We start from the raw sequence: 13595 nt of genomic DNA, 5'->3' as shown, positions 1-13595 counted from the left end.
AATTAATGTACGTTTAGTACAGTTATTAAGGGCGCAGCGTTGCGCCCGGCTGCTCGAGGTCGAATGCTGATGACCACGCCGCGCGACTATGAGGTGTTCGAGGCAGGTGATGTGACGCTGCAGGGCGGTGCCGTGTTTCCGCAACTGAGGCTCGCCTACAAGACCTATGGCACGCCGAACGCGGCGCGGGACAACGTCATCCTCTATCCGACGTCGTTTGCCGCACAGCACGCCGACATCGAATGGCTGGTGCAGCCGGGCGGCGCGCTCGATCCCGGGCGCTACTTCATCGTCATCGCGAATCTGTTCGGCAATGGCCTGTCGTCCTCGCCGTCGAATTCGGCCGAGGTGCTCGGCGGCGCGCCGTTTCCTGCCTTCACCTATCATGACGCGGTCGCGATCCAGCGGCGGCTGCTGGTCGAGCGGTTCGGCGTGACCAGGCTCGCGCTGGTCTATGGCTGGTCGATGGGCGGCATGCAGGCCTATCACTGGGCCGCGCGGTATCCCGACATGGTCGAGCGCGCAGCCGTGGTTTGCGGCAGCGCGCGGTGCTCGCCGTATAATCATGTGTTCCTCGAAGGTGTGAAGGCCGCGCTGACCGCCGACCCGGCCTATCGGGACGGCCGCTTCGTCACTAAGCCGACGATGGGCCTGCGCGCGATGGGGCGCGTCTATGCCGGCTGGGCGATGTCGCATGAATTTTATCGCGAGGAAGTCTGGCGCGAGGCCGGCTTTAACTCGTTGGAAGACTATCTCGGGGGATCCTGGGACGGTGCCTTCGCGCGGCGCGATGCGAATGATCTGCTGGCGCAGATCGCGATCTGGCAGGCCGGCGATATCAGCCGCTGCGATCAATTCGGCGGCGACTTCGACCGGGCGCTGGCCGCGATCAAGGCGCATATCCTGCTGATGCCGGGTCGTACCGATCGCTATTTCGACCCGCGCGACAACGAGGCTGAACTCGGCCGCCTGGTCAACGCGCGCTCGGCCGCGCTGCACGCGATTCCGTCGATCCACGGGCACCGGGCCGGCAATCCCGCCAACAACGCCGAAGACCGCGCCTTCATCAACGCCGAAATCTCGGCGCTGCTGCAACGCTGACAGGTGAGACGACCATGAGCACCGCCGAGACCAGTGACGCCGGACCCCGCCTGAAGCCGCTCAGCCCGCTGACCTTGCGCGATTTGTCGACCAAGTCGAACCTTGCCGGCGCGGTCCGCGCGGCAAGCCATTACGGGATGATCGTCATCGTCGGCGCGCTGATCTTCCTGGTCTCGTCCCGCCATGGAATGCCATGGGCGCCGCCGCTGATTGCCGTGCAGGGCTACTTCGTCGCGTTCCTGTTCATGGTGGTACATGAGACCGCGCACAAGACGGCGTTCCGCAGTCCAGCGCTCAATCTTGTCGTCGGCAATCTGTCCGCCTTCATGATCGGACTGCCTTACCAGTATTACTGCCTGTTTCACTGGGACCATCATCGCTACACGCAGGATCAGGAGAAAGACCCGGAGCTGATCGTCGGCCCCAAGCCTGCGTCGGACACCCAGCTCGCGATCGCCTATTCGGGACTGCTGCAGGTGTTGGTTCGCATCCGCCTGATGTTTTGGCATGCACTCACCGGAAAGGTGGTTGTGCCGTGGATTCCGGCGCACAAGCGCGCCTCGATCGTCCTGGAGGCGAGGCTCTATCTCGCGGGCTATCTGCTGTTGCTCGCGGCGTCGTTCGCGCTGCACAGTGCGATCCTGCTCTGGGTGTGGATCGTGCCGCTCCTGGCCGGTCAGCTCATCTTGCGCCCCTATCTCTATGCCGAGCACACCGGTTGCGAGCGGACGCGGAGCGCGTTCGAGAACACGCGCACGACGATGACCGGCAGGATCATGAAATGGTTCGCCTGGAACATGCCTTACCATGTCGAGCACCACGCCTATCCCACGGTGCCGTTCCATGCGCTGCCGAAGCTGAACGCCATTGTCGATGGCCACATCGTGTATCGCGGCAGCAACTACAGGGCCGTCACGCGCGAGACCTGGGCCTGGTTCCGCCGTCAGCGCCAGCGCTCTGCTTGATAGTCAAGCGTCCGTGCGTGGCCGCAGCACCAGATTGACGAGATTGCGGGCATAGGCTGGCGTCAGCGGCTTGATGCCGAAGACGTAGCGGTAGAACAGGCTGCCATAGATCGCATCATAGATATCGCCGGGTACGCCCGGCGCGCCGATGCTGCCGTCCTTCTGGCCGGCGGCGATGATCTCCAGCATCTTGCTGCGGCGCAGGCCGAGGTAACGCTCGCAGAACAGCTCTGCCGTGCCGGTCTTCGAGATGCATTCCGAGATCACGGCGAGCTGCACCCGGCCGAACTCGCCCTGCAACGCCTCGACATAGGTCGCAACGTGGCGGCGGATGCGGGCCACCGGATTGCCGGCCTCAGGCAGCGGCACGGCCCGCGAGGCCTGGTCGAGGAAGGCATCGATCAGCAAGGCTTCGCGCGACGGCCACCATTTGTAGATCGTCATCTTCGAGACGTTGGAATGTCTGGCAATCGCGTCGATGGTGGTCGCGGCGAGGCCGGTCGTCGCCATCAGCTGATAGGCGCCTTCCAGGATCGCGGCCGTGGTCGCGGCGGAACGCGGCCGCCCGCGCCGCCCCGTTGCCGCTTCCTCCGTCTCCGTCTTGCCGCTGGCCATGGCCGGACTTCGCGTCCTGCGTCTTTCAATCATTGCGCTGCATGCGGGCATAGCATGAAATCGCGCTCGGTTTCAGATCGTCGCCGACGCTGATAGTGTACAACGCGCAAGCCAAAGCTTGCGTGCGGCACATTGCCCTCGCTCTGTCCAGCTCAGCCGCCGATCGAACAGGAGTGTCCCGTGAAGGCCGTCTACAGTGATCTGCACCGCAGCCATGATCCGCAATTCTTTCTGGTCCGCGGTGTGGTCCAGCGTACCACCGAACAGCCCGAACGCGCCGACCGCCTGCTGGCGGGCCTGAAGGCCGGCAAGCACACGCTGATCGAACCGACCAGGTTCGGGCAGGGGCCACGGGCGCGCGTGCACAGTCCGGAATATCTGAGCTTTCTCGCGGACGCGTGGGACGAATGGTCGGCGCTCGGCAATGCCGGGCCGGAGATGATCGCGAACATCCACCCGGTGCGCAATGCCGGCACGTACCCTGCTCATATCGTCGGCAAGCTCGGCTGGCACACGATGGACACCGCGGCCCCGATCGGTCCCGGCACCTGGGCCGGCGCCTGCGCCTCGAGCGACGTCGCGGTCACCGCCGCGCAGATGGTGCTCGACGGCGAGGATGCCGTCTACGCGCTGTGCCGTCCGCCCGGCCATCACGCCTATCGCGACCTCGCCGGCGGCTTCTGCTTTCTCAACAACAGCGCGATCGCGGCCGAGCATCTGCGCCAGAAGCATGAGCGCGTCGCGATCCTCGACGTCGACGTGCATCACGGTAACGGCACGCAGGGCATCTTCTATGAGCGGCCGGATGTCTTCACCGTCTCGATCCACGCCGATCCGTCGTTCTTCTACCCCTTCGTCTGGGGCTATGCGCATGAGCGCGGCGCCGGAGGCGGCCTCGGCACCAATCTCAACATTCCCCTCGCCAAGGGCACCGGTGACGACGACTACATGAAGGCGCTCGCAGCGGCGGAGAAGGCAATCCGCTCCTTCGCCCCGACCGGACTTGTGGTCGCGCTCGGTCTCGACGCCTCCGAGAAGGACCCGCTTGCCGGTCTCGCCGTCACCACCGACGGCTTCCGCCGCATCGGCGAGGGGCTGGCCCGATTCGGACTACCGACGGTGCTGGTGCAGGAGGGCGGCTATCTCTCCGACATCCTCGGCGCCAATCTGACGGCGGTGCTCGGCGGGTTTGAGGTCGCACGCTAGCGCAATTTCGGGCGAGGCGGTGACCGGTCCGCGCGAACAAAGCGCGTCAAGGCAGGAATCTGGAGCGCGCAACAGAGCGTCGTGGACTTGCGTGTCCGCAACCAAAATCACATCATGCCGTTGGTATTCGGCGCTGGCTTATGATTCTGCCTGGCGGCTTCAGCCGGCCGGGTGGACAGCAACGCGAGGACGGCCATGAGTGACCTGCTTCGCATCGCCATCGTCGGCTTTGGCGAGATCGCGTGCCGGCAGCACGTGCCTGCGATCGCGAAGACGTCAGGCGTGGCTCTCGTTGCGGTGGCCGATCCCGTCAAGACCCCGCCCGGCCTGCCGCATTTCCGCGATTTGCAGGAGTTGTTGCGCGACGGGCCGGAGATCGACGCGGTCGCGCTGTGTACGCCACCGCAGCTGCGCCATGCGCAGGCCGCCGCCGCGCTCGCGTCGGGCAAGCATGTGCTGCTGGAGAAGCCGCCGGGCGCGACGTTGAGCGAACTCACGCCGCTGATCGCGGCCGCGCAGGAGGCGGGCCGGACATTGTTTGCCGCATGGCATTCACGCTATGCGGCCGCGGTCGGTCCTGCGCGGCAATTGCTCGCGAGACGCACCATCAACAAGGTGACCATCATCTGGAAGGAAGACGTGCGCGTCTGGCACCCGGGCCAGGCCTGGATCTTCGAGGCGGGTGGCTTCGGCGTGTTCGATCCCGGCATCAACGCGCTGTCGATCCTGACCGAGATCCTGCCGCGTGCGGTCTTTGTCAGGAGCGCGACGTTGGACTTTCCCTCCAATCGGGAGGCGCCGATTGCGGCAGAGATCGAACTCTCCGACGCGAGCGGCTTGCCGATCCAGCCGAATTCGATTTCCGCCAGACCGGATCGCCGAGCTGGGACATCCTGTGCGAGACCGAGGCCGGGCCTGTGACGCTGTCGAAAGGTGGAAGGCAGCTGCGCGATGGCAGCAGGCTGGTGGTCGATGCGCCGAATGAGGAATATCCCGCGCTGTACCGCCGTTTCGTCGCGCTGACCTCGGAAGGAAAATCCGATGTCGACCTCGCGCCCTTGCGGCTTGTTGCCGATAGCTTCATGCTGGGGCGACGGCGCCTCGTCGAGGCGTTCGAGGACTGACAATGACATCAGCCAAAATCGGTTGCGCGCCCTTCGGCAAATTGCCCGACGGTACCGTGGTCGAGCGCGTGACGCTGCGCGGCGAACACGGCTTTGAGGCCGCCATCCTTCCCTTCGGCGCCACGCTGCAGGCGCTGCTCGCGCCGGATCGTGACGGGCATTGCGACGACATCGTGCTCGGCCACGACGAACTCGACGGCTATCTCGCACAGCGCAAATTCTTCGGTGCGACGATCGGCCGTTACGCCAACCGGATCGCCGGCGCGCGCTTCGTGCTCGACGGGGAGACCATGCAGCTTGAGGCCAACAATTGCCCCAACGCGCTGCATGGCGGCCTGCAGGGCTTTGATCGCAAGCTGTGGCGGATCGCCGAACTATCGGATGATCCGGAGCCGACGCTGGTGCTGGCGCGCGAGAGCTCGCATGGCGAGGAGGGCTATCCCGGCAACCTTCAGACGCGGGTGACCTACAGCGTGTGCAGTCCGATGGAGCTCTCGGTCACCTACGAGGCGACGACCGATCGGCCGACCTGCCTCAACCTCACCAATCACAGCTTCTTCAATCTCGAGGGCGCGCGCTCGGGCATGCAGATCCTCGATCACCGCCTGACGATCGCTTCCGACCATTTCCTCGCGGTGGACGCCACGGCGATCCCGCTACCCGGCCCGCCGCGGCCGGTCGACGGCACGCCATTCGACTTCCGCAAGCCCACCGCCATCGGCGCGCGGATCAGGATGAATGACGAGCAGCTGCAGCTCGGGCGCGGCTATGACCACAATTTCTGTCTGGCCTCAGGGATGGGCCTTCGCCTGGCTGCGCGCCTCGAGGCGCCGCACAGCGGCCGCGTGATGGAGCTGTTCACCGATCAGCCGGGACTGCAGTTCTATTCCGGCAATTTCCTCGACGGCTCGACCGCCGGCAAGGGCGATCGTCTCTACCGGCAATCCGATGCGCTCTGTATCGAGCCGCATGCCTGGCCTGATACGCCGAACCGGCCCGACTTCCCGTCGGCGCGGCTCGATCCGGGGCAGCTCTATCGGCGCAGCATCGTCTACCGCTTCTCAACCGCCTGAGTGACGCCATGACCGACCGTGCCGCCGAGCCGCCGATGGAAGAGGTGCCGACATCGGTGCTGTCGGCGGAGCGTTGCCATCTCGGCGAAGGCCCGACCTATGATGCGGCGACCGACACCGCCTGGTGGTTCGACATCCGCGAGCGCCGGCTGTTCGAGCATCGATTTGCAGGTGGCCGCACCGTCATTCACGAACTGCCGAAAATGGCGAGTGCATTGGCGCGGATCGACGGCGAGCGGCAGCTGATCCTTGCCGAAGATGGACTTTATGTACGGCACGTTGCCGACGGCCGCCTGCAGCTGTTCGCCGCGCTGGAGGCCGACAATCCGCTGACGCGCTCCAACGATGCGCGTGTGCATCCGTCGGGCACGTTCTGGCTCGGCACCATGGGGCGCCATGCCGAGCAGGGTGCCGGCGCAATCTATGCGCTGCACCGGGGCCGCATCGTGCGGCTGTATCCCGGGATCACCATCCCGAATGCGATCTGCTTTTCGCCCGCGGGCGACATCGGCTATTTCGCCGATACCGCGACCAACGTGCTGCATCGCGTGCCGCTCGATCCATCAACAGGACTGCCGGTCGGCGAGGCCACCGAATTGATCATGCATCGAGGCAGCGGCGGGCTCGACGGCGCGATCGTCGATGCCGACGGGATGATCTGGAACGCGCGCTGGGGCGGCGGTTGCGTCGACGTTTACGATCCTACCGGCCGGCATCTGCGTTCGCTGCGCGTACCGGCGATGCAATCGAGCTGCCCGGCATTCGTCGGCCGCGACTTCTCGCGCGTGCTGGTCACCTCGGCCTGGCAGGACATGGATGAGGCGCAGCGTTCGGCCGATCCCGAGCATGGCAGGACGTTCCTGCTCGAGGCCGCCGCGCGCGGTCGGGCCGAGCCTGACGTCAAGTTATCCTGACGGTTGGGTGCCGCGCGGCGTCGTTGACGCGACCGGATTATTTGGACGATAGTACAAATATGGTCCGCAAACCCGCCAGGTCTGACGTGAAGGCCGCCGCCGGCACCCGCAAGCCGAACATGCGCGAGGCGATCCTCGCCGCGGCGGAGGAATTGTTCTCGACCTACGGCTTCAACGCCGTCTCGGTGCGCGACATCGCGCAGGCCGCCGGCGCCAATCCGGGCAGCGTGACCTATCATTTCAGGACCAAGGACGGCCTGCTGCTGGAAATTTATCGGCGCCATTGCGGCCCGATGAACCGGCGGCGCTCCGAGCTCTTAGCGGCGGCGCGGCGGGTGCGCGATCTGCAGGACCGGTTGGAGGCGATCGTGCGCGCCTATGTGTTGCCGGCCTTTACGTCCGGCAGCGATCTTGCCGGCGGCGGAACGCGGTTCACGCGATTGCGTGCGATCATGTCGGCCGAGGGCAATGAGGTCGTGCGCAAGATCATCGCGCAGACCTTCGACGACACCAGCCATGCCTTCATCGACGCGATTCATGAAAGCCTGCCGCATATTCCGCGTATGGATCTGGTCTGGCGCAGCCACTTCCTGCTCGGCGCGCTCTACTACACGCTGGTGACGCCGGAGCGCGTCTCGCGCCTGTCGCGCGGCAGTGCCGACGGCACCGATGCCGGCCACGCCATCGAGCAACTGGTGCGCGCCACCGTCGCCGCGCTGCAGGCCGCGCCGCTCGACGGAGGGGCGCCCGCGCCGCGCATGGCTCCGGGCACAAATCCGGGCCGAGTGGTGACCTGAACGCCGGAGCTTGTCGCGATGGAGAAACTTCGGCTGCGCGCTGTGCTCGGCAATCATCCGCACATCCGGGCGGTGAAGAACGGTGAGCTTCGCTCCGACCTGTTCGATCTCGACTTCACCGAATTCACGCCGACCAACGCCGCGTTCAAGCCGATGGTGCGCGAGCAGGCGTTCGACGTCTGCGAGATGGCGATCGTGACCTATCTGATGGCAAGGGCGCACGGCAAGCCGCTGGTGCTGCTGCCGGCGGCGATGGTCGGCCGCTTCCAGTACGGCCACGCGCTCTATCGCGCCGACCGCGGCACGCTCGTGCCCGCCGATCTTGAAGGCAAGCGGGTCGGCATCCGCTCGTTCACGACCACGACCGGAGCATGGATGCGCGGCATCCTTGCCAATGACCATGGCGTGAACCTCTCCAGGATCAATTGGGCCACGTTCGAGGATCCGCATGTCGCGGAATATGTCGACAGCACCGAGCGTGCGCCGAAGGACAAGACCATCATCCAGATGCTGAGGGACGGCGAGCTCGACGCCGTGCTGGGCGAGACCTCCAGCGATCCGGCGTTCAAGCCATTGTTCGCCGATCCGGCCGCTGAGGCGGCGCAGTGGTATGCGCGGCACGCCGTCGTGCCGGTCAATCATCTGGTGGTGGTGACATCGCAGCTTGCGACGTCGCGGCCGGACGTGGTGCGGAGCCTGTATGATCTGCTCAAGCGTAGCAAGACAGAGGCTGGCCCGCCCGGCATGCCGGACCTGGTGCCGTTCGGCGTCGAGGCAAACCGCAAGCCGCTCGAACTGATGATCGACTATTGCGTGCAGCAGGCGTTGATCCCCCGGCGCGTCACAGTCGATGAGCTGTTCGACGACACAACACGGGACCTGAACTGATGACAATCTCCGGCGATCCGCGGCAATGGCAGGTCGGCATGCTCGGCTATGGCGAGGTCGGTCGCATCCTTGCCGAGGATCTGCGCCAGCAGGGCGTGAGGGTTTCGGCCTACGATATCAAGCTTGACCGCGAGCAGGGCGTGCCACTGCGCGCACACGCGGCGGAGATCGGCGTCGAGCTCGCGCAATCCCATGCCGATCTCGCGGCGCGGGCCGATTTCATCATGTCGGCAGTGACGGCGAGCCAGGCGGTGCCGGTGGCCGCGGCCTGCGCGCCCGCAATCCGGAACGGCGCCTGGTTTCTCGATTTCAACTCGGCCTCGCCCGGCGCCAAGCAGCGTGCGGCGGCGCATATCGACGGCGCCGGCGGCCGCTACGTCGAGGGCGCGGTGATGACCTCGCTGCCGCCGTACCGGATCAGGGTGCCGCTGCTGCTCGGCGGCCAAGGCGCGCGGCAGCTCGCGCCGCTGCTGGTCGCGCTCGGTTTCGCGGCGAAGGTCGCAAGCGACGAGCTTGGCGTCTCCTCGGCAGTCAAGATGTGCCGCAGCATCATGATCAAGGGGCTGGAGGCCATGGTGATCGAGAGCTTCACCACCGCGCGCGCCTATGGCGTCGAGGATGCGGTGCTCGCCTCGCTCAAGGAGACCTTCCCGAGCATCGATTGGGAGAAGCGGGGCGCCTATTTCTTTCAGCGGGTGATCGAGCACGGCCGGCGGCGCGCCGAGGAGGTGCGCGAGGTGGCGGAGACCGTGCGCGAGGCCGGGCTCGCGCCATGGTCCGCCTCCGGCACCGCCGAGCGGCAGGGCTGGATCGCCGATCTTGCCGATGAGGGCGTGTTCGGCCCCAGGGGAACGCCGGATTTCGCCCGCAGCGCCGACTGGCGTACCGAGGCCGACCGGATTCTCGCGCGCATCAAGTCCTGAGGTCTCGCCCGGAGAATCCGCCGCGTTCCCTGCCGACGCGCAATGCGCTATTGCTCCATGAACAGTTTGTTCTGGAGGCACTCCCATGAAGAATTCCGGCAAGGTCGTCGCCATCACCGGAGCGGCACGCGGCATCGGCAAGGCCTGCGCGGCGCGCTTCCTGTCCGACGGCGCCAGGGTTGTCATCTCGGATGTCGACGCTGCGGGGCTTGTCCACACCGCCCAGGAACTCGGACATATCGATCAGTTGCGGGCGGTCGAGGCCGACGTCAGCAAGCGCGCCGATGTCGACCGCATCGTCGCGACCGCGGTGAAGGAGTTCGGCCGGCTCGACGTCATGGTCAACAATGCCGGCGTCGCGCGCAATCGCGACTTGCTCGACATCAGCGAGGCCGAATTCGACGACGTCATGGGGATCAACCTCAAGGGCGCGTTCTTCGGGGTTCAGGCTGCGGCGCGCCAGATGATCGCGCAGGGCGGTGGCGGCGTCGTCGTCAACATGTCCTCGGTCAACGCGCTGCTCGCGATCCCCTCGCTCGCGACCTATGCGATGTCGAAGGGCGCGATGAAGCAGCTCACATCGGTCGCCGCCGTGGCGCTGGCGCCGCACGGCATTCGCGTCGTGGCGGTCGGACCCGGCACGATCCTGACCGAGATGGTGGCGACGGCGATCTTCTCGTCCGAGGATGCGCGGCGCAGCGTGCTGTCGCGCACGCCGGCCGGCCGTTGCGGCGAGCCGAGCGAGGTCGCCGCCGTCGTGGCATTCCTGGCCAGCGACGATGCCTCCTATATCACCGGCCAGACCATCTATCCCGACGGCGGTCGATTGATCCTGAACTACACGGTGCCGGTCAGCGAGAAGAAGTAGGGGGCAGGTTCAATCGCGAGCACATTGCCAAAATATCGAAAACAACCCCATGCAAAGTAGCCGGCGGCGGCCGGCGTTCGACCGGGCACCTTGACAAGTCGGGCAAATCGGCGATATTATTCGATTATACAGAAATCTGGCAATAGCCACCCGGTGTCGTCACCCGCGCATGCGGGTGATCCAGTATTCCAGAGGCGGTCATGCTTGGGCCGATGGGCCGCGGCGTCCTGGATCGCCCGGTTGAACCGGACGATGACAGGTGAGGATGAGGACGCCGCTACCGGCCCTTGAACTGCGGCTTGCGCTTCTCCATGAACGCGCTGCGGCCTTCGCGGAAGTCCGCGCTGTCCATGCATTCGATGCCGATCTGCTTGATCGCGGCCATGTCGCGATCGGCGGGATCCTTCAGCACCTGCGCAATGGTGATCTTGGCGGCCTTGATCGCCAGCGGCGCGTTACCCGAAATGGTGCGCGCGATCTCCATGGTCGCGTCCCAGAGCTCGGCGTCCGGCAGCACGCGATCGACGAGGCCGATCCGCAGCGCCTCAGTGGAGTCGATCCGCATGCCCGTATACATGATCAGCCGCGCCCAGGACGGGCCGACCAGCGACACCAGATGGCGCAGCCCGTCATAGCCATAGGCGATGCCGAGCTTGGCGGCGGGAATGCCGAACTGGCCGCTGGCGCCGGAGATGCGGATATCGGTCAGCATCGCGACCTGCATGCCGCCGCCAAGGCAGAAGCCGCGGATGCAGGCGATGGTCGGCTTCGGATAGTCGGCGAGCAGGGCGCGCTGGGCGGCGCTGCGCCGTGAATATTCCTCGGAGGCCTCGGCGTTGTGCCTGGTCTTCTCGAACTGGCTGATATCGGCGCCCGATACGAAGGCCTTGTCGCCAGCGCCGACCAGGATCACGACGCGGACAGCCGGATCGTCGCGCAACGCCGTCAGCGCCTCGCCGAGCCCCTCCCACATCTCCAGCGACATCGCATTGCGCTTGTCGGGATTGTTGAAGGTGATGACGCCGACGCCGTCGACGACGTCCTGCAGGATCTTGCCGTCGGCAAGCGATTTGTTCGACATGTTTGGCATATGAGGGGTCCGGTCTGATTTCGGCGAAGGCTAGCACCTGTCCGACAGCCGAGGCAGGCGGTTTGGAGCACGGCGCGATTGCATTGCCGGACGACAACTCTCCCGGTAGTTGTACGGCTCGCAAAATAAACCGCCGCGAAACGGTTGCGCCATAGAGTGCGCCGCCCGCGCTCCGTCCCGGTTTAACTTTTTCCTAGTTTTTCGACGGTATGGCTGTACGCACCTGCGCGCCACCAATCCGCCACGCGCTGGGATACGTGCCGCAGCTCCCCGCTGCCACCGCGTCGGTAGCGAACGTCCCCACCACCAGACCGGCAGTGAAGCCAGTCAATCCAGCCCTCCGTGCACTCACATCGCCTCGGGCGAGGTTCAGTCGTGTCCGTCGAAAAGTTTCTCAAGCAACGCGCGGTGAAGATCACCGTCAACGGCAGCTACACGTTGCCGAACTGGTACGATGCGCAGGGTAAATTGCGCACCTTCGCTTGCCGCACCACGCGCGTTTCGCCGTTCCGGATGATCGTGGACGTGCCCGTCGTCGGCAAGGTCGGCGACCGGCTGACTTCGTATTTCGAGGAGTTCGGCAAGTTCGACGGCTGCATCACCGAAACCATGAGCGGCAGCTTCCTGCTCGAGCTCGAGATGACGCATGCCATGCGTGAGAAGTTCGCCGACAAGCTGACCTGGATCGAGAAGAAGCAAAAGGATCCGAGCATCCGCGAGGCGCGCAACAACCCGCGTTTCGTTCCGGTCGCGCCGCATGCCATGTTGACGCTGGCGGACGGCACCATGCAGAGCTGCTTCATCATCGACATGTCGCTGTCCGGCGCGGCGGTCTCCTCCGAGGCGCAGCCGCCGGTCGGCATGCCGCTTGCGATCGGCGCCTGCGTCGGCCGCGTGGTCCGGCATCTGCCGAACGGCTTCGCCATCAAGTTCGTCGAGACCTACAAGCAGGGCGATCTCGGCCGCCTCATCGCGCGCAAGTCCAAGGAGCTACAGCTGCTGTCTGCCGACGCGGACTCCGTTGCCTAGGGCGAGTACTCACAAATCTGGTGATCGCCACCTAGCATATGGCGATTCAAGTTGACGGCATTGCGCCCCAGTTCAGCGATTCCTTACCGCAACCCCGCCTCGGTCGATATTTTTCTCCGATCACGCGAAAAATTGCGATGCCGGCTCAGCGAACGCCGGCAACGATCACGCGCGCTCCCGCATCGGCGAGACGCTTGCACTGCTCCTCAGATGCGCCGACATCAGTCACCAGAGTCCAGCGCGGCGGCAGCGGCGCCCAGGCCATCTGTTCGGCGCGGCCGAGCTTGCTGGCGTCGGCGAGAACGATGACTTCCTTCGACTGCTGCATCATCAGCGACTTCAGTGCGACCTGTTCAAGATCCGCTTCGCACAGGCCACGGCCATTCACCACGCCGTCGGCGCTCATGACGGCGCGGTCCGCGGTCATGCGCCGCAGCGCCTCATTGGCGAGCGGCCCCATGGTGCTCATGCTGGTGGTGCGCAGCGCGCCGCCCAGCACCACAAGCTCTATGCTCGGAGCCTTGGCGAAGCAGGGCAGCAGCGCAAGATTGTTGGTGATGATGCGCAGCCGCCGATGCTGCAGCAGTCGGCCGAAGGCTGCGACCGTCGAGCCGGCATCGAGAATCAGCGTGTCGCTGTCCTCGATCAGATCGATCGCCGCGCGCGCGATCGCCTGCTTCTGTTTGCCCTGAACCGCGAGGCGCTGCTCGAGCGTCGTCTCGTTCGCGTGGGCGGTGAGAATGGCGCCGCCATAGGTGCGGCGCACGGCATTGTTCTTGGAAAGATGCTGCAAGTCGCGCCGCACGGTGGAAGCGGAGACGTCGAAGCGCCGCGCGAGATCGTCGACATCGATCTCTCCCGCGTTCAGTGCTTCCAACAGACGAGCGTGACGCTCCTTGCTGCGCATCGACATTGAACCTCAGCCCCCGCATTCATTGCCGTCAGCCGAGCTCGACCGTATCGGCTTCGCGGCACGGCCGATGGATACCACGATGCATCGGC

13 protein-coding genes and 1 pseudogene are annotated in these 13595 nt (G+C 65.5%); 11 read left to right on the top strand and 3 right to left on the bottom strand.

Features of this window, described 5'->3' with window-relative positions; genetic code table 11:
- Window positions 1-69 precede the first annotated feature (69 nt).
- Window positions 70-1101, top strand: coding sequence for an alpha/beta fold hydrolase (locus QJT82_RS05685; RefSeq protein ID WP_028338528.1), 1032 nt, complete (start codon window positions 70-72; stop codon window positions 1099-1101).
- Window positions 1102-1115: 14 nt separating this feature from the next.
- Window positions 1116-2066: a fatty acid desaturase gene (locus QJT82_RS05680; protein WP_028338529.1), complete on the top strand. Its 951-nt coding sequence runs from the start codon at window positions 1116-1118 to the stop codon at window positions 2064-2066.
- Window positions 2067-2069: 3 nt separating this feature from the next.
- Here the strand turns inward: QJT82_RS05680 and QJT82_RS05675 are convergent, their stop codons facing one another.
- Window positions 2070-2681, bottom strand: coding sequence for a TetR/AcrR family transcriptional regulator (locus tag QJT82_RS05675; protein WP_028338530.1), 612 nt, complete (start codon window positions 2679-2681; stop codon window positions 2070-2072).
- Between the two features lie 180 nt (window positions 2682-2861).
- Here QJT82_RS05675 and QJT82_RS05670 point away from each other — a divergent pair, with 180 nt between their 5' ends.
- The 8 genes and pseudogenes from QJT82_RS05670 (at window position 2862) to QJT82_RS05635 (ending at window position 10474) form a co-directional block, all read left to right on the top strand.
- Complete coding sequence (locus QJT82_RS05670) at window positions 2862-3887, top strand: histone deacetylase family protein (RefSeq protein WP_028338531.1); 1026 nt, start codon at window positions 2862-2864, stop codon at window positions 3885-3887.
- 195 nt (window positions 3888-4082) lie between these two features.
- A pseudogene (locus tag QJT82_RS05665) lies at window positions 4083-5011 on the top strand (Gfo/Idh/MocA family oxidoreductase).
- A 2-nt stretch (window positions 5012-5013) separates the two neighbouring features.
- Window positions 5014-6084: an aldose epimerase family protein gene (locus QJT82_RS05660; protein ID WP_028338533.1), complete on the top strand. Its 1071-nt coding sequence runs from the start codon at window positions 5014-5016 to the stop codon at window positions 6082-6084.
- A gap of 35 nt (window positions 6085-6119) precedes the next feature.
- Complete coding sequence (locus tag QJT82_RS05655) at window positions 6120-6998, top strand: SMP-30/gluconolactonase/LRE family protein (protein ID WP_028338534.1); 879 nt, start codon at window positions 6120-6122, stop codon at window positions 6996-6998.
- A gap of 59 nt (window positions 6999-7057) precedes the next feature.
- On the top strand, window positions 7058-7795 hold the full coding sequence (locus QJT82_RS05650) for a TetR/AcrR family transcriptional regulator (protein WP_028338535.1): 738 nt from the start codon (window positions 7058-7060) through the stop codon (window positions 7793-7795).
- Window positions 7796-7813: 18 nt separating this feature from the next.
- Window positions 7814-8683, top strand: a complete 870-nt coding sequence (locus tag QJT82_RS05645; protein WP_028338536.1) for an ABC transporter substrate-binding protein — start codon at window positions 7814-7816, stop codon at window positions 8681-8683.
- Window positions 8684-8688: 5 nt separating this feature from the next.
- A complete protein-coding gene (locus tag QJT82_RS05640) occupies window positions 8689-9606 on the top strand; it encodes a DUF1932 domain-containing protein (RefSeq protein WP_028338537.1) in 918 nt (305 codons plus the stop codon).
- 85 nt (window positions 9607-9691) lie between these two features.
- Window positions 9692-10474, top strand: a complete 783-nt coding sequence (locus QJT82_RS05635; RefSeq protein WP_028338538.1) for an SDR family oxidoreductase — start codon at window positions 9692-9694, stop codon at window positions 10472-10474.
- A gap of 277 nt (window positions 10475-10751) precedes the next feature.
- Here QJT82_RS05635 and QJT82_RS05630 read toward each other — a convergent pair whose 3' ends face one another.
- On the bottom strand, window positions 10752-11564 hold the full coding sequence (locus tag QJT82_RS05630; protein ID WP_028338539.1) for an enoyl-CoA hydratase: 813 nt from the start codon (window positions 11562-11564) through the stop codon (window positions 10752-10754).
- 375 nt (window positions 11565-11939) lie between these two features.
- Here QJT82_RS05630 and QJT82_RS05625 point away from each other — a divergent pair, with 375 nt between their 5' ends.
- On the top strand, window positions 11940-12593 hold the full coding sequence (locus QJT82_RS05625; RefSeq protein ID WP_028338540.1) for a PilZ domain-containing protein: 654 nt from the start codon (window positions 11940-11942) through the stop codon (window positions 12591-12593).
- A gap of 145 nt (window positions 12594-12738) precedes the next feature.
- Here QJT82_RS05625 and QJT82_RS05620 read toward each other — a convergent pair whose 3' ends face one another.
- Window positions 12739-13506 (bottom strand): DeoR/GlpR family DNA-binding transcription regulator, encoded by a 768-nt coding sequence (locus QJT82_RS05620; RefSeq protein ID WP_051447698.1) that lies wholly within the window; start codon window positions 13504-13506, stop codon window positions 12739-12741.
- Between the last annotated feature and the right edge of the window lie 89 nt (window positions 13507-13595).

It is taken from the genome of Bradyrhizobium sp. Mp19 (assembly GCF_029952935.1).
Classification (GTDB): domain Bacteria; phylum Pseudomonadota; class Alphaproteobacteria; order Rhizobiales; family Xanthobacteraceae; genus Bradyrhizobium; species Bradyrhizobium elkanii.
Note: the sequence above shows the minus strand (reverse complement) of the source record. Positions and strands in the feature narration are given on the sequence as shown.